This is a genomic window from Acinetobacter sp. LUNF3 (genome assembly GCF_022699605.1).
GTDB classification, from domain to species: Bacteria; Pseudomonadota; Gammaproteobacteria; order Pseudomonadales; family Moraxellaceae; genus Acinetobacter; species Acinetobacter johnsonii.
Genome location: NZ_CP093968.1, coordinates 2,580,906 through 2,600,762 on the forward strand (window position 1 = coordinate 2,580,906; position 19,857 = coordinate 2,600,762).

Here is a 19,857-nt window from a genome sequence, read left to right on the forward strand (position 1 = left end):
TATGTATTTTTTAAATCACCTCTACTTTTTCTCCTAAGTACTGATTCGAAAAAACATAATCATGCCTTTGAAAATTCGCGTGGCCAATAACTGTAATGAATCAATCCGTCCATAATGCCATGGAAGATCTTCCACAAATCCGTGTTATGGATGAGTGGCATGACTCCATCCCTGAGGATTTATATATTCCTCCCGCTGCATTTGAAATTCTTTTAGAGCATTTTGAAGGACCACTCGACTTTCTGATTTACCTGATTCAAAAAAATGGCTTTGACTTATTACAGTTAGATATTGCCCCGATTGCAGCGCAATACCTGTCTTATATGGATGCCATGAAGTCGCTTAACATTGAGCTGACAGCAGACTATATGGTGATGGCCGCGCTCTTGGCTGATTTAAAATCACGTTTGCTGTTGCCAAAAGCACCCAATACAATCCAAATTGAAAAAGATCCAAAACAAGAGCTGATTGACCGTTTAGAAACTTATCTCCGTATTAAACAAGCTGCTGAACGCTTGGGGCAAATGCCTATATTAGAGCGAGACACCTTCTCAACCAATGTCAGCTTAGGCCAAACTCTAGATAATAATGACGGTCATAATGTGCAACAGCTACGTGATGCCCTGTTTTGTGTATTTAACCGACCTGAGCCGATCACCCATCAAATTGCACAAGAACCTGTTTTACTTGAAGAGCGCATGGCTTTTATTGAAAGCAAAGTCGCTTCAGGTGAAGTTTTAGTTTTTGAATCTTTGCTGCGTCCCATCCAAGGTCGGATGGGCATGGTCGTGACGTTTATGGCCATTTTAGAGTTAACCCGTCAGCAACGTATTCAAATTGTGAGTTCAGGTGTTGAAGCACCACTTTCGATACAAGGAGTCAAAAAATAATGTTAGAACAAACCGCTCCTGTAACGAACGAAGATAACTTGCATGAAGTACTGATGCAGTTAGAAGCGATTATTTTTGCCAGTGATGCGCCTGTTTCACTTGCACGATTGAAAGAATCGTTCCAAAATCAATATAGCAAACAAGATTTACGCCAGTTTTTACAACAACTTGCCATGCTACAACATGGTCGTTCGATTGAACTGATTGAAACTGCTCAAGGTTTTCGTTTTCAGGTTCGAGCAAAATACCGTCAAATTGTTGCTCAAACGTGGCCAGAGCGACCAACTCGCCTCTCGCCATCGCTACTCGAAATGTTGGCCGTGGTTGCTTATCATCAACCCGTCACTCGAGCAGATATAGAACAAATTCGAGGAGTCTCAAATAACAGTCAACTGTTACGCACGTTATTTGATTGGAACTGGATTAAAGAATCTGGTTTTCGTGAACTCCCAGGAAGACCTGCGTTGTTAGTTACGACGCCCCAATTTTTAAATGCATTTGGCCTAAATTCTTTAGGTCAGTTGCCTCCCCTGCAGGATGCCAAGGAAGCTTTTATGGCGCTCGATGCGAATGCACCGAAGTCGTAAATAGGTGAACTGTTGATGATAATTTCTAAGGTTATGCTGTCATGAGTGAAAAGTTGCAAAAGGTACTCGCACGAGTTGGTTTGGGTTCTCGCCGTTATATGGAAGAAGTCATTGCCGCTGGTCGTGTGAGTGTCAACGGCCAAGTTGCCCAAGTAGGCGAACGTATTGAACCAGGTGATGAGCTTCGCATCGATGGTCGTAAAGTATCGTTCCAAATTGAAGATGAAATTCGTCGTCGTGTTCTGATTTACTATAAACCAGAAGGCGAAATTTGTTCACGTAACGACCCTGAGTCACGTCCAACAGTATTTGATCAATTACCTGCAATCGCGAATGATCGTTGGGTGATGGTTGGACGTCTGGATATTAACTCAACAGGTCTACTGTTGTTCACAAATGATGGCGAACTCGCGAATCGCTTGATGCACCCATCAAATGAAGTTGAACGTGAGTATGCTGTACGTGTTATGGGTGAAGTGACGCCTCAAATTAAGAACAACATGCTCAAAGGTGTGGTGTTAGATGATGGCCCAGCGAAGTTTGAGTCATTCTCTGAAATTGGCGGTGAAGGGATTAACCGCTGGTATCAAGTGGTGGTAAAAGAAGGTCGTAACCGCGAAGTACGTCGTATTTTTGAATCGCAAGGTTTAAAAGTCAGCCGTCTACTCCGTACACGTTATGGCACGGTTATTTTACCACGCGAACTACGTACGGGTCGTTGGATGGAATTGGACAAAAACGACATCGACAACTTAACCAAAGCGGTTGAGTTAAAACCACGTCAAGGCACTGGCTTATACGGCATGGCAAAACGTCGTACTGAACGTATGCAAGAAAAACCAATGGCTGCACGTCGTGGTGGTTTCTTACGTCAGCAGCGCCGTGACAATGAAGATGAAGGCCAACAACAAGCGAAGCCTGCCTTCAACCGTGATCGCCGTGAAAATCCAAATGGTCACAGCCAGCGCCGTCAAGACAATACGCAAGCGGCTTATGGTCAACGTGAACCACGTCAAAACTCAGGCTATGCACAGCGCGACAGTCGTCCAGACAACTTTGGCAACAAAGGCACCTATGGTCAGCGTGATACACGTGACGAAAATGCACCCCGTAAACCTTTTGGAAATAAAAGCTTTAGGAAATTTTAATTTCTAAAGTCAAAATTTGAGCCACTTTCGAGTGGCTCTTTTTATATGTGTTTACGGTGCAATAAGATCACTTTGTGTTCCGAAGTGCGAAGAAGATGTAAACCCTCATAAAAACGCCCAATTTATTGAGCGTTTCATTATCCCACTCCCTCTTCACTACACTCCCTGCGGGATAGCACTAAGCAAGCGCTTGGTATAATCATGCTGTGGTGACTGGTACAAATCATCCGAATTGGCTATTTCCACCAAATCACCATGATTCAAAACCATGATTTGATCTGAAATATATTTCACTACAGACAAGTCATGTGAAATAAAGATATAACTTAGACCAAACTCATCCTGTAAGTCTTGCAGCAAATTCAATACTTGGGCTTGTACCGAGACATCCAACGCAGAAACTGACTCATCACAAATCAAAACCTCAGGTTTTAAGGTTAGGCAGCGCGCAATCGCAATACGTTGACGTTGCCCACCAGAAAATTCATGCGGATAACGATAAAAAGCCTGTGCAGGTAAGCTCACACGCTCCAACAGTTCCAAAGCCATCTGTTTACGTTCAGCATCATTCGCCCCGATCCCATGCACCTGCATCGGCTCCATTAAAATCTGCCCGACAGTAAAACGTGGATTGAGTGATGCATAGGGATTTTGGAAAATGATTTGAATCTTGCGTTGATACTGAGCAAACTCTTTTTCTGACATGGCTAAAATATCTTGACCTTCAAACATCGCTTTTCCTCCTGTCGCCGCCTGTAAGCGCATCAGCAATAAGCCGATGGTCGTTTTCCCCGAACCAGACTCCCCCACCAAGCCCAAAGTCTTGCCTTTTGCCAGTTGGAAACTCACGCCTTTGACCGCTTGGAACTCCTCTTTTCCGAATAATCCTTTACGACTATAAAATGACTTTTTAAGGTCACGCACATCTAAAATAACCGCTTCTTGGCCAGTTAAGCCGCGAGATCTTTGTTGAAGTGACTCGACATCGATGCTATGCGTCTCAATATAGTCATCACCCTTTTGCTGCATGAAATCACTGATCATGGGCAAACGCATGGGACGTTTGGACAATTGTGGACGGCAGTGTAACAACGCTTTGGTATAGACATCTTGAGGGCGTTCAAGCACATCTTTAACCCTGCCTTGTTCACGAATTTGACCATGCCGCATTACGATTACCTGATCGGCAATTTCCCCGACCAAAGCCAAATCATGGGTAATAAACAGCATCGACATTTGATGCTTCTTCCGCAACGACTCCAGCAAATCTAAAATTTGCTTTTGAATAGTGACATCCAGCGCTGTCGTCGGTTCATCGGCAATCAATAGTTTGGGTTTACACGCAATTGCCATAGCAATCATGACGCGCTGCTGCTGCCCACCCGACAATTGCCCCGGATAAGCATCAATCTTGGTTTCAGCAGATGGAATCCCAACTTCTATCAATAGTTCCAAAGCACGTGCACGCGCCTGCTTACGACTCATGCCCAAATGTAACTGCAAAATTTCTGCAATTTGTGAACCTACCGTAAACACAGGATTTAAGGATGACATCGGTTCCTGAAAAATCATGGCAATATCTTTACCACACTTTTTCCGCATTTCACGGCGTGGTAAATCGAGTAGGTTTTTCCCCTCAAACAAAATTTTACTGTCCGAAGCAATTTGACTGCTTTCAGTAGGTAACAGCCCCATGGTGGCTAGCGATGTGACCGATTTACCACTGCCAGACTCCCCGACTAAAGCTACAGTGGTATTCACTGGAACACTGAAACTGATGCCTTTGACCGTTTCAATGTACTGCTTTTCTTCATTTTTAAAGCTAACACGCAAGTTTTCCACCTGAAGTAAGGCTGGCGCTGTCATATGATTAAGTTCAGACATTCTCATGCTCCTATTTCAGTTTTGGGTCTAATGCATCACGCAGTGCATCGGTAAACATTGAAAATGCAGTGACCAGAACAGCCATCGCTACCGAAGCAGTCGCTAACTGCCACCACTTACCTAAAATCAACTCACTTTGCGCCTCATTCAGCATACTGCCCCATGACACCACACCGACAGGGACACCAAAACCTAAGAAGCTCAAAATCACCTCTGATTTAATAAAGGCCACCACTAAAATTGACATTTGAACCAGTGCAATATGACTGACATTGGGAAATATATGCACAAAAATACGTCGGCTATGACTCACTCCAATCGCTTTTGCCGCCAGCACATACTCCCGCGAAGTATGCTTCATATATTCGGCACGAATTAAACGATATACTCCCGTCCACCCCGTTAAACCCAAAATCAAAACAATCGATAAAACGCCTTTTTGTTGTAGTACTGCGGCAATCGCTAAAACCAAGAGCAAATAAGGAATCGAAGTGAAAATGTTATAAAACCAGTTCAAGACATCATCGACCCAGCCACCAAAGTAGCCCGAAATTGCACCTAGAACGGTACCAATCACCACAGCAAGAAAAGCTGCGACCAAGCCAACAATAATTGATGTTTCTGCACCTTTAATGGTTTTCAGTAAAACACTTTGTCCCCATTTGTCGGCACCTAAAACCAAGCTTTGCTTGAGTTCCGCTTGTTGATCTAGTAAATGACCATCCAGCGCTTGGTCAATCGCTTTCATATCTTCGGCTAAAGGATCAACAACCCCATAGTAATCAATAGCACCACCTACATCCTGTTCAGCAGCAATTTCTGCGTTGAGCTCACGAATCACATCTTTTAAAGGATCAACAGGGTTTTCAGGCACAGCCGCTTCGACTTTTCGTGTTTCACTTTGCGTAGCAGGTATCGCTGCTGCACCGATAAACGTAGGCGGTGCATAACTCACAGCGACTTCTTTATTCCAGTCTTTTGCAATCAATCCTGTAGATGACAAAATTAACAGCACCAAATAGAACAGTACGATTAGGAGGGAAAACATGGCGATTCGATCGCGTTTTAAACGGCGCATGGCGAGTTGCCATAGCCCTGTAGATGCTGTTGTAGGTTCAGCAGTATCTGGTTTTCTTTTAGTGAGAACACTGAGCATAATTCACCTACTTCAACTGTACACGTGGATCGACCCATTTATAAATCAAATCGGCAATCAAGTTGAAAAACATCGTTGCGAGGGCAACGTACACGGTAATGGCTTTAATTACGGGAAAATCACTGCGCTCTACTGCAATAATCACTTCACGACCAATACCCGGAATACCAAAGAAGCGCTCAATCAAAAATGCACCAATCAGCAAAGCAGGTAAACTTGCCATCACGTCTGTAATAATCGGGATTGAGGCATTGCGTAGTACATGCACACCTAAAATGCGGCGTTCACCAATCCCTTTGGCACGTGCAGTACGAACATAGTCTTGATTGACTTCATCCAAAACAAAACTACGATACAACCGTAAAGTCGGGGCAATACTGACCACCAACATGATCAGAATAGGCAATAAAGCATATTTAAACAGGTTCTCGCTAAAGCTATCGCTCCAGCCTTGAACTGGAAACCAGCTCAACTGATAGGCAAAGACATACTGAAAAACAATGATATACACCAAGATACTGATCGACATGCCAATCGTACACAGCATCATCACCATACGATCCGTTAAACTGCCGCGCACGGCTGCCACCGCCAAAGCCAAAATAATAGAAATAATGGTTTGTAAGATCGTCAGTGGAATGAGCAAAGTCAGTGAAGGCCCGAGTCGTGTCGTGATGATTTGCGATACCGACTCACCTGTACTCCAACTTAGCCCATAATCAAATGTCAAAATCTGCTTAATGAAAATCCACAGTTGCACATAATAGGGCTGATCGACCCCAAGCTGCTGTCGGATATTTTCAATCTGTTCAGGGTTCGACATTTTCCCTGCCAAAATATAGGCAGGATCACCACCGACCCAGTTAAACAAGAAGAAAATCAGCAACACCACCCCAAGCATGGTCGGGATCATTTGCCAAATTCGACGAATAATATATGCCAGCATAAAAATGCCCCTTATTTCACCCGTTGACCGGTAATTTCATCGAAAAAGGCTTTGTTATCAGGTTCACGACCCAAAAAGTCTTTGACCAATGCTTTGGCAGGTTTTTGACCACCTTGGGACAAAATGGTTTGACGATAGTGCTGTCCCACTTCAGGGTTATTTAAGTTATTACCAAAGGCTGAGAGCATGTCCAACGCCATCACTTCTGACCACATATAGCCGTAATACCCGACTTGATAACCACCCATGATGTGACCAAACTGCCCCGGAAACTCAGTGGTTGGAACATAACCCAAAGCCGTTTCCCCTTCCATTTTTTCCCAAACCTTTAAGGGCTGAACCTCTCGTGCATCACTGCCATGTAGCGCCATGTCATACTGCGCATACAACGTCTGACGAGCATAATGCAAACCACGCCCATAACTATGCACGGCATTGAGTTTGGCAATCAGCGCATCATCCACGCGTGGGCAGTCAGGTTTGCAGTAGTCTGCCACCTTTGACAAAGTCTCTTTGCGTCGAGCCCATTCTTCATACATTTGTGACGGTGCTTCGACAAAGTCTCGCTCAACCGAAGTTCCAGACTGAGATGAAAAACGTGTGTTGGATAAAATGCCATGCAGCGCATGACCAAACTCATGTACAAAAGTTTCAAGTTCATCGCTATTTAAACCATTGCGGTTAAAGTTAGTCACCAGTGCTGAAATCGGTTTTCGCCCAGTTAAGCTACTGCCGCCATAAACACCCCATACAGCAGCATGTCCATATTTACCTTTACGTGGAAATTTATCCATATATAAGCCACCGAGCAGTTGCCCTGTTTTGGCATCGGTCACATCGTAATATTCCACTTCATCTTGCCAAACTTCGACTTTGGCAGGCTTAAATTTGATGCCATACAGGTTTTCAGAAATGGCAAATAGCCAGTCTTGAGAGGCTTGCGTTGGAAAATACTGACGTAGTTGCTCTTGATCGACCTGATACTTGGCTTTGCGTAACTTTTCACTCCAATATGCTTCGCTCCAACGCTCAATACGGGCTTGCTCAACAGGAATATTTAAACTTTGCGCTTTAAACTCACGTAGAGTTTGGACTTCCTTTTTCTCTAGGGGTGCTACGGTAGCATGTACATCTGCCAAGAATTTATTCACAGTTTCAGGGTTTTTCGCCATCCGACTTTGCAGTACCCATTCGGCATAACTAGACTTACCAAACAGTTGTGCTAACTCATAACGTAAGTCCATGGCTTGCTTCAGCAGCGCTAAATTTTTCTCACCGCCACGTCGGGTAAATGCAATTTGATAACGCTTACGTGCATCATCGTTATCTGCCAACTCCATAAACGGACGATAATCGGGATACTCAAAACCGAGTAAATAATTGCCTTTGTCACTTTTCTTTAAGCCATCGATATAACTTTGTGGCAGGCCTTTTAGCTCATCAGGGCTAAATTCGAGTTTTTCAGGATTATCACGGACATTACGCGCATACTCTTGTTCAATTTTTGCCAGTTCATCAAAAATCGCTTTTAAGCGTGCTTGTTTATCTGCTGAAAGCTGTATCCCAGTTTTTTCAAAGCCTTCCAAAATATCTTCACGGAACTTGGCTTCAATCGGATCAGCAATTTTAATTTTCTTAATTTGTTGATATAGCTTTGGATTTTGATACACATCAGTTTGGAATTGGCTAATTTTAATTTCACAGTCTTCAGCCGCTTTACGCAGTGCTTCATCAGGGTCAACATTGCTATACAGACCAATCGGACCGTAAAAGTCTTCAAATGATGCAAAAATACGATCCCATTCAGCCAATACAGGCGCTGCTGCCGTTTCGTTTTTAAGGGGCTTATTTTCAAACTTTTTAAGTTGCTTTTTCACATCCGCAATTTTGGCATTACACATTGCAGGGATGTCTTTAGCTTGAAAGCTGGGTAATGTTTGGCGCGGTGCTGTTTCCGCCAAAGCCATCTGACTCATCCCTAGGCCCAACATGCACAATGCAGTGAATTTAAAATGTTGCTTTTTCATCATGACTCCAGTTTTGTTTAATTTCTATTTCTTCAAATCAATATCGATATACATCCACTCTGCGGGCAGTATGGGATGCTTTTTAAAACCAATCACACGCGGTTGTGCCAAGATATTGCGGTAACGCGCCCCAATCACCTGTACAGGCATATACACTTCCAGCAGACGTGACATTTTGGCGTAGATTGCATCGCGCTCTGGGCTTGGTGTCATCTTTTGGGCTTGTTCATATAGGCGGTCATATTCAGGAATTTTGACGCAGCCATTGTTGGTGATCTTGATGTTTTTGCCATAAAACAGCTGCATAAAGTTATCTGCATCTGGGTAGTCTGCAATCCATGCTGATGCTTTAAACATGGTTTTACATTGTTTTTCTAATTTCAAAGCCTCAGCAAAAGGCATCGACTTGGTGGTCATTCTGATTTTGATACTGTCTAAGGTTTTCTTCCAAAACTCGGCCTGTTGTTGACTGCGTAAATTATTGCCCGAAAGCGTCATCTCAATCACCAAAGGTTTGCCATTCGGCTGAGTACGCCAACCATCCGCAGCTACTTTATAGTGATAACGATCTAACAATAAATTTGCCGCTTTGACTGAGTAAGGAATACTGCTTCGATAATTGGGATCATAGCCCACCACACCACTTGGAATCGGTGCTTGCAGTTTTTGCGAATCGCCTTTTTGTAAAATATTGATGTAATTATCGGCTGAAAAAGCCATCGCCATAGCACGGCGTAAGGCAATTTTATCTTTACTTAAGCCGCCGACTATTGGGTTTTGCATATTCCAATAATGATAGTCAATCGAAGGATTGGTGATCCGTGACAGCTGTACGCCTTTCTTGACCAATTCCGGTTTTAGTTTTCCATCTTGCAAGGCTTGAACCGTCAGCTCACCATCTAAGGCAAACAAATCCACTTCATCTTTAATAAAGGACAACCAGCGTGATTGCCCCTCTTCCATTACCTGAATATCAATCTCGCCAATTTGCGGCATCTTTTTGCCTTGCATGGCTTTGACGATCTTTTGGTCCTCAGGCGTACTGGCTTTAAAGTTCCAAACAAAACTTCGGAAATCAGGGTTAGCCTTTAGAATAATCCGCGAACCCGGTGTCCAACGACTGAGCATATACGGCCCCGTTCCGATTGGATGCCCCATCACAAACCCAGCTTTGTCTCGATATTTTTCAATCACCTCCCGTGCAACTGCACCTGCAGGCTGATGCGCAAGCAACATTGGAAAGTTCTGATCAGGGCTGGTCAGGCGAATAACCAAGGTATAACGGTCTGGTGTTTGCAAGCCCGCGACAGATTGGTCGTAATTGAATTTTCCCGTTTTCTGCGCCTGTTTCAGCAAAGTGTCCATCCCTAAGATTCGCCCATCGAGCAGCCAACTGTTGGGTGAACGCAAGCTCGGATCCAGTAAGCGTTTAAAGGTATACACATAATCAGTCGAGGTCAGCTCACGCTTTTTACCTTTAAACACGGGGTCAACAGCAAAATAAATCCCCTTTTGCAAACGAATGGTGTAGGTCAATCCATCCGCACTCACCTCGGGTAAAGCCGCAGCTGTTCGTGGCACCAATTTCGCAGGTGAGGCCAAATAATCATAGGTAAACAACGTTTCAAAAATCGAACCATTGACATGCGCCGAGTACAAGTCATGCACGCCCGCAGGGTCAAAGCCTGTTTCAGCCACAGGAAAAACATAACGTAAAACTTTTTTCGGGTCGGCAGGGCTTTGCGCAAAACTGGAAACTGAACTACTCAGCAGAATGCTGCCTGCCAAAATTCCCAAACCCCATCGTTTCAATTTCTGATTTAGATCTCTCATTGTGTTCTACATCTCAATTATTTTTTTATGGGCTGAATATCAAGATATTGCCAGTTGGTGTTCATCATCGGATGTGCTTTAAAACCCTGAACTTGTGGATGTAACAACCAATTTCGAATACGACTGTTATGAATAATCCATGGATTATCGGCCTCAATTTGACGACTGAGTTTTTCATAAAATGGCAAACGCTGAGGCGGTGGTAAGGCCATCGCTTGTGTATAAAGTGCATCATAGGCTTTGGACTGGTAGCAACTGAGATTACCCTGAGCCGAATTGGGCCCATACAGCAGTTGGGCAAAGTTTTCCCCTTCAGGATAGTCCGCAATCCAAGCCCCGCCCCAAATCATGTATTTACATTGCATCGCTGCTTTTAAATTGTCAGCAAAGTTACTCACCACAAAGTCGGCACGCAGACCAATCGCATCTAAATTTTTCTTCCACAGTTCAGACTGAATCACGGAACTGGAACTATTTTCTGTCATAAACTTGAGCGTTAGAGGCTGACCATTCGGTAGTCGGCGGTAGCCATCTGCTCCCGTCTTATAACCGAAACGATCCAGTAATTTATTCGCCAAGAGTGGGTTATAGGCCACACTACTCCGATAATTCGGATTAAAGCCTTGTACCCCCTCAGGCACCAACATCTCCGACTTCACCGCCTGTCCTTTATACAGTTGTTTAATGGCTTCTGCTTGGTTATAAGCCAGACTAATCGCACGTCTTAATGCAACTTTTTCAAGCCCAAAACCACCCACTGTAGGGTCTTGCATATTAAACATGGTATAGGTGATTTCAGCGTCTTTATTGGGAAAATGTTGAATACCCTGCTTGACCAGTTCAGGTTTGAGTTGTTTGCCATTTAAAGCCTGTGGTACCGCATTGGAAGTCAGTTTGTCAAAATCGAGTTGTCCCGATTTGAACGCGAGCCAGCGAGACTGTTCTTCTTCAATAATACTGACGCTGACTTTGCCGATTTGCGGCATTTTTTTGCCTTGCATCTCCTTGACCAGACGATTGTCCCAACTTGAACCTGTAGATTTAAAGTTCCATGTAAAACCACGATATTTCGGGTTGGCCACCAGTTCAATACGACTCCGCGGTACATATTTGCTCAGTTGATAAGGCCCTGTCCCCACTGGATGCTGCGCGATTCGGTCCCCATAAAACTCCACCACTTCCCGCGCTGTTCCACTAAATGTGGCATAAGCCAAGATATAGGGAAAATTATAGTCAGGACGAGTTAATGTAATTTGTAGTGTGTATTTATCGAGGGCTTTTAAACCCGGAATCGCGGCATCATAATTAAACTGACCTGTTTTCTTGGCCTGAGCAACAGCAGCATCGCCACCGACAATTTTGCCTTCAATAAATGAATAGGTCGGTGAGCGGTTTTTCGGATCCATAATCCGCATCATGGAATAAATATAATCCTGCGCCACCAACTCTCGCGGCTTGCCTTTGAAGGCCGCGTCATCGCTAAAATAAATATTGGGCTGAATTTTAAAGATATAGACTTTGCCCTCTTGTTCTATTTTTGGCATCGACACTGCTGTGTTTGGAACCAATTGAGCGGGGCGCGCCAAATAATCGTATTTTAAAAGTGGTTCAAAAATGGCTTGGGCAATACTACCACTATAAAAATTATAGGTTTTAACCGTATCAAAACCATCATCAGGCGCTTCATAAGCGATATTTAATACTTTGTTTGGATCTGCAGGCGACTTTGCATAGGCAGAAAAGCCAAAACCCATCGCAAGGGATAAAGCAGCAAGCTTCAGTTTTTTTGAATTCAAGTTCATACCTATACACATCTTTTTTTAAGCAAGGTGATCTCATGCCATTCATGTTCAATGTCAGTGTTTTATTTTTAAGACAACACTGACAAAAACTTAAAACATAAACCCATGTTTTATAAATTAAATTTTAATTATCAAAATTTAAAAAACGGTCATGGGCAAATATTCACCTCTGCAACAAAGCGAATATCATGCCACGCCTATTTTTTTATCATTCTAATTTAACATTTTGTAAGAAAAATACATGGATATTAATTAGTTATAAATCAGAGGCTCAACTCACATCGAAACATTTTGCCAATTAGTAGCCATTTTTAAACATTCAGTTTAAATAAACTATTGCACAGATTTAATACACCAATGATTCAAATTCGAACATCTCAAGAAATACAAAAAACCATATAAAACATCACAACAATTTGTTTATTAAAGATAAATACTGATAATTCAGTATAATTACAAATAAGATTTTGTATTAAAAATTCAAAAAATCACGACTCATTTTTGATCACTTATTATATGAATAATCATTTTATGATTATTTTTTAATCGATTTATAAGTAATTTTTTGCCATTTTAATTTTTTAAATTCTAGAAAAATGAAAACAAGTTACATAAATCCATACAAATAATAAAATAAAACAATATTTTCCAATAACTTAATTCACAGTCTTTTGTCTATCCCTGAAAGTTGGCATTTGCCTTGCACTCCCTCAGCACAGCAATACCGCTAAATATAGAAAAAGAAGGGTTGAATTTACGATGCAAAAAAACAAATTTGTTCGATCTATGGGGACCCCAACCATCAGCAAATCAATACTTAAACTAAGTACCCTGACTTTAAGTATGATGTGTTTGTCTTTAGCTCATGCAGAAGAAACCGAAAGCTCAGTCTCAGCAGAACCAACTAAAAAAGTTGCTAAAGTGACTGTCACTGGCTCCTCTATCAAAGGAGTTGCAGCTCAAAGTTCTTCACCCATTACCGTCATTAAAGTTGAAGAGCTTGCGCAACAAGGCGTTACTACCACTGAAGAAGCTTTATCTAAAATCACTGCCAACCAATCAAACTTTGTAACCGCTTCAAATGTTGGTACAAGCAGGACACAGGGTTCATCAGCAAATTTAAGAGGATTAGGTGCAAATAAAACATTGGTTTTACTCAATGGTCGGCGTTTAGCAGCGAATGCTTATGATAGTGGTGTCACAAACTTAAATATCATTCCACTTGCTATGCTTGATCGCATTGAGGTTTTAAGGGACGGTGCTTCTGCTGTCTACGGAACAGATGCCATTGGAGGCGTAGTCAACTTTATTACCAAAAAACAGTTCAATGGCTTAAATTTTAGTGCCGACTATCAAAAGCCTGAAGAAAAAGGTGGAGAACAACAAAGTTATTCAATTTTTGGAGGCTTTGGTGATTTAGAAGAAAATGGTTTTAATGCTTTTGGGGTAATTGATTATCGTCGCGGCGAAGATATCATGGCGCAAGATCGTAAAGCCAGCCGTCGCGGTGGTGTCTTACCCGAGTTAGGGGTTAATAGAACCAGTAGCGGATCATTTCCAGCTAATTTATATGATACAGCAACGGGTACATTTGGTAACCCTTATGCAAAAACAGGTTGCGGTAATAGCCCTCTCGTCTTCAGTAATGATGGTGTAACTTGTCGTTATAACAGTCAGGCTGTTATTGGTATCATCCCTCAAACAGAAGACATATCTGTAATGGGGCGTATCACTACAAAAATTAATGATAATTTTAATGCAATTGGTGAGTACGTCTACGCGCGAAGTGAAGTCACGACATCAGTTGCTCCAGACGTGTTCTTTGACTTACCCATGAATCCATCTAGTAAATATTATCCTGGCAAAGGAATTACGCCTGCAATGGATAATGTCAGCGGCCCTCTTGAGTTATATCTTCGTTCTCAAGCTGGTAACCGAGTTAGTAGTAGTGTGAATGATTCACATCGTATATTTGCAGGCCTAGAAGGGGATGCATATGGCTGGGATATTAACACCGGCGTAACCTATGCCCGTAGCAACGCAGCCGATAATATTTTAAGCGGTTATCTCAATTATGATAAAACAGCTGCGGCATTATTGAATGGCACACTCAATCCCTTTGGTGCACAAAGCGAGGTAGATGGCAATGTATGGAGTGATTTAAGTGTTACAGGGCAATATTTAGATGCCAAATTAGATTCAACCACTGTCGACTTTACCGCAAGCCGCCCAATTTATACTTTACCAGCAGGTGACGTAGGATTTGCTATCGGCGCAAGCTATCGCCGTGATGATTGGCAATCAAAAACGCTTGCAGAAATTGCAAGTGTTGCCCCAAGCACAGGCGTAGATCCCACAGAACCTGTCAATGAAGGTTCGCGCAATATTAAAGCTGTTTTCACCGAATTACACATTCCTTTGCATAAAACTTTAGAGGCTCAACTTGCAGCCCGATACGATGATTACAGCGATTTTGGTGACGCATTCAATCCAAAATTTTCTCTTCGTTGGGAACCACTTAAACAATTAATGTTCCGAACAAGCTATACAAAAGGATTTAGAGCACCAACCTTACAAGAAATGTATTCACCAAAATCGGTAACTAATACAGCAGCAACTTACAATGACCCTGTACTTTGCCCTGGAGGCGTACCTGCGACAGGATCGCTACCAGCACGTGATTGCGGTATGCAGTTTGATCGTCAGAATGGTGGTAATAAAGACCTTGAACCAGAAAAGTCTGACTCATTTACTGCTGGCATCGTCTTTGAACCTATTAAAAATCTTGTATTTACCTTAGATTATTTCGATATCAAAGTGAAGAATCAAATCACAACTATTTCTGAGACGGCCATTTTTGCTGACCCAGTAAAATATGCGGATAAATTTATCCGCAATGCTGATGGTTCTCTCAACTATATCAATACAACGAATCAAAACTTAGGTGGTATTAAAACTTCTGGTTTTGATGCAGGTATCGCTTGGCGTTCTCCAATGACAACTACTGGACAGTTTGGAGCGAGTATTGATGGCACTTATGTAACAGATTACCAATACCAAGAAAACAAAGGTATGCCTTGGATTGGCGTAGCAGGTAGTTACGCTGGCTTAGATTATCAAGCAATTGTTTTACGCTGGAAACATACCGCCAATTTAGACTGGCGCTATGAAAATTGGGCAATAAACTTACAACAAAATTTCTCTAAAGGCTACACAGATCAAAACTCAGGCGGCCAAGACCACAAAGTAAGCGATTACATAACCTACAACTTATCTGGTACTTATAAAGGTTTTAAAAATTTAGAGCTCACCATGGGGCTCAAGAATATGTTTGATGCTGAACCACCAGCGTCAAATGTACTAGATAACTTCCAAATGGGATACGACCCACGTTATGCAGATGCAGTAGGACGTACCTACTTCGCTCGTGGTACCTATAAATTCTAATACATCCTTACCACTACAACATGGTTTTCCCTCTGTTGTAGTGGCTCAAACTAACTCTTTAATTTAGAAAATTATTATTGTTTTGATCACAATTTAGCAACTTCATTTCTAGAGTTATGTACGGATCAAAGATTACATTTTAGGAGTAACTATGGGCACTACATTTGAAGATTTAGAAAAAAACTCCGCCAAAAAACTCACAGGTATTGGCGTTGTGATTTTCTTACATGTTCTTGTTGGCTTGGTGCTAATGGCGGGCTTGGCAAAAGATATTGTCAAACCCTCAACCGAACCTGTGGAATTGGTCATTCTGCAAGATATCAAGCCGCCTGAGCCTGAACCACCTAAAGAAGTTCCACCAGAGCCACCAAAAATGGTGGAAAAAGTAGCGCAGCAGCCTGACCCTAAACCTGTAGAAAAAGTAGTCCCAGTGCAAAAAACAGTTGCTACACCCGTCACTAAACCGACGATAAGCACGCCGACGCCAGTTGCATCATCGCCTTCTCCAAGCCCATCTCCAACCCCAACACCGACTGCCGCTGCTCCATCACCTGCACCCAAACCCACAGGTGTTACACGTGGAGTATCGGAAGGTGAAGCTGGATGTAAAGCACCAAGCTATCCACGCGAAGCAGAGATGAGTGGTATTTCAGGCACCGTACTGATTTCGGTCTTTGTCGATACCAATGGTAAGGCGCAAGAAGTCAAAGTGAAACGCTCAACAGGTGACCGTACTTTAGACCGAGCAGCAACGAAAGCGTATAGCTTGTGCACATTTAAACCTGCAATGAAAGATGGCGTAGCTCAAAGCGCTTGGTTCGACATCCCATACGAATTTGTTCTCGAATAATTGAAAAAGATCAGCCGACATTAGGAGTTACACAATGCAAAAATTAAAAAACTTTACCGCAGCAAGCCTACTTGGAATAAGCACATTACTTCCTCTACAAGCTGTTTTTGCAGAGGAAACCGCTGCGCCCACTACAGCACTGACTACACCAGTCACCACGACTGAAAAAGCAGCAACACCTGTTCCCCCACCCTTAGCTGAAAAAGCACCTACTGCTTCAGAAAAAGTACATAACCCTTATGGCTTAGAAGCAATGTGGAAAGAAGGTGATCTGGTGTCTAAAGTGACGCTGTTTATTTTGGTGATTATGTCGATTGGGACATGGTACATCATCATCACCAAGTGCTTACAGCAAGGCAAAATTCGCAAACAAGGCCAACATGCCGATAAAAACTTTTGGGAAGCAACCTCTCTCGATAGTGCAACTGAAGGTTTAGATGATGCCAGTGTGTATCGCTTTATTGCTGAAAAAGGCATTAAGTCGACAAAAAACCATGGTGGAACATTATTAGAGCGTATCGACTTTAATACTTGGGTCACTATCTCGATTCAACGCGCTATCGACAAAATTCACAGTCATTTAAGTGGTGGGCTAGCTTTTCTAGCAACTGTAGGTTCAACCGCACCTTTCGTGGGTTTATTTGGTACGGTTTGGGGCATTTATCATGCGTTAACCGCGATTGGAGTATCGGGTCAAGCATCTATTGATAAAGTCGCAGGCCCTGTGGGTGAAGCCTTAATTATGACTGCAATTGGTTTAGCCGTGGCTGTTCCAGCAGTGCTTGGTTACAACTGGTTAACCCGTCGAAATAAAGCAGTGATGGAAGAAGTTCGTACCTTTGGTTCAGACCTGCATGCTGTGCTGTTAAGTGGTGAAATCAGCACCAATAATCCTGTTAACCGTGACATGAAATAAGAACATGAGGAATCAGCCATGGGAATGATGGTAAATTCAAATGACAGCGATGATGATGTAATCGGAACCATTAATACCACACCATTGGTTGATATTATGTTGGTTTTACTGATTATTTTTCTCATTACAGTGCCTGTTGCAGTTCATACCGTACCAGTCAATTTGCCTGAAGAAAAGAATGTGCCTTATGAAACCAAACCTGAAAATATTCAACTTGCAGTCAATAAAAATGGCGATATTTTCTGGAATGAAAGTTACATTGCCGATAAAGCCACCTTACTGGCACGACTCCAAACAGAGGCACAAAAGAGACCTCAGCCCGATGTCCACATTCGTGGTGACCAACTCACCTCCTATGATGCGATTGACCAAGTCATTACCACCACGCAGCAAGCGGGCATTGGCAAAATTGCCTTTGTCACCACACCGCCCTCTTCACCTTAATCAAAGAAGGATTCAGCTATGGGTATGAATGTTGGTTCCAATCAAGATGATGAAGATGTGATGCTTGATGTCAACATGACGCCTTTGATTGATGTCATGTTGGTATTACTGATTATGTTCATTATCACGATTCCATTGCCAAACAACGCCATTAATATCAACCTCCCGAATGGCACACCACCACCAGTTCAGGAAAAACCACCTGAAATCGTGGAACTACGCTTAGATGCTCAAGGCAAAATGTTTTGGAATGAACAAGCTGTGGAGTCCAAACAAGCGCTCGAAGCCTTGTTTCAAACCGTTGCTCAAAAAGCAGATCAAGACCAAATTAAACTCAAAGCTGACCGCGCAACGGAATATAAATACATTGCGATGGTCATGGCCGCAGCGCAACGCCTTGATGTGAAAAAAATTGGAGTCGTGAGTAATCAGTAAATAAAACCGTCAAAAAAACCGCTGACAACTTTTGCTGTTAGCGGTTTTTTATTTTTTAATGACTCTACGAATTACTTCAATACAGGAATATCGATCCACAATGCTTGCGGAAAATGTGTCGCCAAATAAGCTTTTAAATAGGTCGCGGTATCTTTAGAAATGAGTTCATCTTGAGATTCATCATTTAAGTTATAGGCCAAAGCATAAAGCTCCAAACCACGACTTTTCAGTGCTTCTAAACTTAAAATGGTATGGTTAATACTGCCCAAACGCCCCGAACTCACCAAAATTACAGGCAGTTGCTTGGCTGCAATATAGTCAATGCTAAGCAAATCTGTGGTTAAAGGCACCATCAAACCACCCGCACCTTCTAACAACACCACCTCATATTTTTCAGCCAGCTGCTGAGTAGCACGCTCGATTTTTGCAAAATCAATCTCACGACCATCAATTTTAGTCGCTAAATGTGGCGATGCAGGATAACTAAAAATTTCAGGCATGGTCAGCTTACTGTCATCTTCTGGAAACCAGCCCATACCCATAATTTTACGGTGCTCTTCAATGTCTTCAGAAACATCAACATTGCCCGTTTGCACTAGCTTTTGGGTAATGGTTTTTTGGCCTTGTTCATTCCAAAGCTTGGCTAAGTAGCCCGTGGTATAGGTTTTCCCAATGCCTGTATCGATTCCACTGATAAAGTAAACTGATCCAGTCATGGCGTTCTCCGTGCAATACAATAAATAGGGTGATAACTCAGGCGATAATGAATCTGACCTGATGTATCGAGTTGTGAAAACTGTTGATAATCTTGATAAAAGCGTTCAAGCGAGTGCTTAGTCCAACGAAAGCTCGATGCAGTTGCTGTGACACCTGTGGCTTTTAAATGTTGCAGTACCTGTTTCGGTGTCGCAAAGTCTAAGTACTCAATCTGTTCAGACAAATGCAGAACTTCAAAGCCTTGGTTTTGCAATTTTTCCCGTAGTTGATCGAGACTGACATAATCTAAACCTTGCCCCGTTAAGGTCTTAATCTCTTGCAAATTCCGCTCACCAAAAGTGGAAAAACAAAATAGACCTTGTGGAAGCAGACTGTCATTCGCTTTATGGAAAACAGCATCAAGATCCGTCATCCACTGCAACGCAGAGGTCGATACAATCAGTTCTAAATGAGTTGGAAAAACAAGCTGTTCAATATCACCTAATAACCAGTCTATATTTGAATAGCCATGAAAGTGCTGCTGCACCTCGGCATATAAGTCATTCAGTAGATAGTGCTGAATTTGGAAATCTTTCAGCAATAAATGGCTTAAATTTCCTGAACCACAACCAATTTCAAACACCCGCTCAAATTGCGTTTTAGTGGTATAACCTTGGATTAAATTAAAAAGCTGGCGTGCAATTTGCTTTTGCACAACCGCATGCTCACTGTAGCTTTGTCCTGCCTGAGCAAAGCGCAATGCGACTTGTGCTTTATCAATCTCTAAATTCTTCAC

The 19,857-nt window shown here is 42.5% G+C and carries 15 protein-coding genes and 1 pseudogene; 8 read left to right on the forward strand and 8 right to left on the reverse strand.

Going from position 1 to position 19,857, the window contains the following annotated elements; all coding sequences use genetic code 11:
• Positions 1–95 precede the first annotated feature (95 nt).
• The 3 genes and pseudogenes from MN200_RS12575 to rluB form a co-directional block, all read left to right on the forward strand.
• Positions 96–890, forward strand: a complete 795-nt coding sequence (locus tag MN200_RS12575) for a segregation/condensation protein A (protein ID WP_218289040.1) — start codon at positions 96–98, stop codon at positions 888–890.
• Positions 890–1,477: an SMC-Scp complex subunit ScpB gene (gene scpB, locus MN200_RS12580; protein ID WP_010327370.1), complete on the forward strand. Its 588-nt coding sequence runs from the start codon at positions 890–892 to the stop codon at positions 1,475–1,477. The genes MN200_RS12575 and scpB overlap by 1 nt, the downstream gene beginning before the upstream one ends.
• A gap of 41 nt (positions 1,478–1,518) precedes the next feature.
• Positions 1,519–2,370 (forward strand): annotated as a pseudogene (gene rluB / locus MN200_RS12585) (23S rRNA pseudouridine(2605) synthase RluB); the annotation flags it as partial.
• 411 nt (positions 2,371–2,781) lie between these two features.
• Here the strand turns inward: rluB and MN200_RS12590 are convergent.
• The 6 genes from MN200_RS12590 to MN200_RS12615 are packed head-to-tail and all read right to left on the reverse strand — an operon-like array spanning position 2,782 to position 12,279.
• Entirely contained in the window at positions 2,782–4,509 is a 1,728-nt protein-coding gene (locus MN200_RS12590; RefSeq protein WP_242759532.1) for an ABC transporter ATP-binding protein, read from the reverse strand.
• A 10-nt stretch (positions 4,510–4,519) separates the two neighbouring features.
• A complete protein-coding gene (locus MN200_RS12595; protein ID WP_242759535.1) occupies positions 4,520–5,665 on the reverse strand; it encodes an ABC transporter permease in 1,146 nt (381 codons plus the stop codon).
• 7 nt (positions 5,666–5,672) lie between these two features.
• Complete coding sequence (locus tag MN200_RS12600) at positions 5,673–6,611, reverse strand: ABC transporter permease (protein WP_114392736.1); 939 nt, start codon at positions 6,609–6,611, stop codon at positions 5,673–5,675.
• An 11-nt stretch (positions 6,612–6,622) separates the two neighbouring features.
• A complete protein-coding gene (locus MN200_RS12605; protein ID WP_058870163.1) occupies positions 6,623–8,638 on the reverse strand; it encodes a M3 family metallopeptidase in 2,016 nt (671 codons plus the stop codon).
• A 24-nt stretch (positions 8,639–8,662) separates the two neighbouring features.
• Entirely contained in the window at positions 8,663–10,471 is a 1,809-nt protein-coding gene (locus tag MN200_RS12610; RefSeq protein WP_242759538.1) for an ABC transporter substrate-binding protein, read from the reverse strand.
• A 17-nt stretch (positions 10,472–10,488) separates the two neighbouring features.
• A complete protein-coding gene (locus tag MN200_RS12615) occupies positions 10,489–12,279 on the reverse strand; it encodes an ABC transporter substrate-binding protein (protein ID WP_242760537.1) in 1,791 nt (596 codons plus the stop codon).
• A 753-nt stretch (positions 12,280–13,032) separates the two neighbouring features.
• On the opposite strand from MN200_RS12615, the gene MN200_RS12620 reads away from it, so the two are divergent.
• The 5 genes from MN200_RS12620 to MN200_RS12640 all read left to right on the forward strand — a co-directional run bounded on the left by MN200_RS12620 (position 13,033) and on the right by MN200_RS12640 (position 18,365).
• The gene (locus MN200_RS12620) at positions 13,033–15,720 is read left to right on the forward strand and encodes a TonB-dependent receptor (protein WP_242759541.1); all 2,688 of its coding nucleotides are present in this window, start codon (positions 13,033–13,035) and stop codon (positions 15,718–15,720) included.
• A 151-nt stretch (positions 15,721–15,871) separates the two neighbouring features.
• Positions 15,872–16,570, forward strand: a complete 699-nt coding sequence (locus tag MN200_RS12625; protein ID WP_004695319.1) for an energy transducer TonB — start codon at positions 15,872–15,874, stop codon at positions 16,568–16,570.
• Between the two features lie 34 nt (positions 16,571–16,604).
• Positions 16,605–17,486, forward strand: a complete 882-nt coding sequence (locus MN200_RS12630) for a MotA/TolQ/ExbB proton channel family protein (RefSeq protein WP_058870167.1) — start codon at positions 16,605–16,607, stop codon at positions 17,484–17,486.
• An 18-nt stretch (positions 17,487–17,504) separates the two neighbouring features.
• Entirely contained in the window at positions 17,505–17,930 is a 426-nt protein-coding gene (locus MN200_RS12635; protein ID WP_242759545.1) for a biopolymer transporter ExbD, read from the forward strand.
• Positions 17,931–17,948: 18 nt separating this feature from the next.
• Positions 17,949–18,365, forward strand: a complete 417-nt coding sequence (locus tag MN200_RS12640) for a biopolymer transporter ExbD (protein ID WP_004695313.1) — start codon at positions 17,949–17,951, stop codon at positions 18,363–18,365.
• A 71-nt stretch (positions 18,366–18,436) separates the two neighbouring features.
• On the opposite strand, the gene bioD is transcribed toward MN200_RS12640, so the two are convergent.
• On the reverse strand, positions 18,437–19,081 hold the full coding sequence (gene bioD, locus MN200_RS12645; RefSeq protein WP_242759547.1) for a dethiobiotin synthase: 645 nt from the start codon (positions 19,079–19,081) through the stop codon (positions 18,437–18,439).
• Positions 19,078–19,857: a malonyl-ACP O-methyltransferase BioC gene (gene bioC / locus MN200_RS12650; protein ID WP_058870170.1), complete on the reverse strand. Its 780-nt coding sequence runs from the start codon at positions 19,855–19,857 to the stop codon at positions 19,078–19,080. The genes bioD and bioC overlap by 4 nt, the downstream gene beginning before the upstream one ends.

Excerpts from the sequence above, each read along its gene's own strand:
- MN200_RS12575 (WP_218289040.1), top strand. The coding sequence starts at position 96 with ATGAATCAATCCGTCCATAATGCCATGGAAGATCTTCCACAAATCCGT.
- scpB (WP_010327370.1), top strand. The coding sequence starts at position 890 with ATGTTAGAACAAACCGCTCCTGTAACGAACGAAGATAACTTGCATGAA.
- MN200_RS12590 (WP_242759532.1), bottom strand. The coding sequence starts at position 4,509 with ATGTCTGAACTTAATCATATGACAGCGCCAGCCTTACTTCAGGTGGAA.
- MN200_RS12595 (WP_242759535.1), bottom strand. The coding sequence starts at position 5,665 with ATGCTCAGTGTTCTCACTAAAAGAAAACCAGATACTGCTGAACCTACA.
- MN200_RS12600 (WP_114392736.1), bottom strand. The coding sequence starts at position 6,611 with ATGCTGGCATATATTATTCGTCGAATTTGGCAAATGATCCCGACCATG.
- MN200_RS12605 (WP_058870163.1), bottom strand. The coding sequence starts at position 8,638 with ATGAAAAAGCAACATTTTAAATTCACTGCATTGTGCATGTTGGGCCTA.
- MN200_RS12610 (WP_242759538.1), bottom strand. The coding sequence starts at position 10,471 with ATGAGAGATCTAAATCAGAAATTGAAACGATGGGGTTTGGGAATTTTG.
- MN200_RS12620 (WP_242759541.1), top strand. The coding sequence starts at position 13,033 with ATGCAAAAAAACAAATTTGTTCGATCTATGGGGACCCCAACCATCAGC.
- MN200_RS12625 (WP_004695319.1), top strand. The coding sequence starts at position 15,872 with ATGGGCACTACATTTGAAGATTTAGAAAAAAACTCCGCCAAAAAACTC.
- MN200_RS12630 (WP_058870167.1), top strand. The coding sequence starts at position 16,605 with ATGCAAAAATTAAAAAACTTTACCGCAGCAAGCCTACTTGGAATAAGC.
- MN200_RS12635 (WP_242759545.1), top strand. The coding sequence starts at position 17,505 with ATGGGAATGATGGTAAATTCAAATGACAGCGATGATGATGTAATCGGA.
- MN200_RS12640 (WP_004695313.1), top strand. The coding sequence starts at position 17,949 with ATGGGTATGAATGTTGGTTCCAATCAAGATGATGAAGATGTGATGCTT.
- bioD (WP_242759547.1), bottom strand. The coding sequence starts at position 19,081 with ATGACTGGATCAGTTTACTTTATCAGTGGAATCGATACAGGCATTGGG.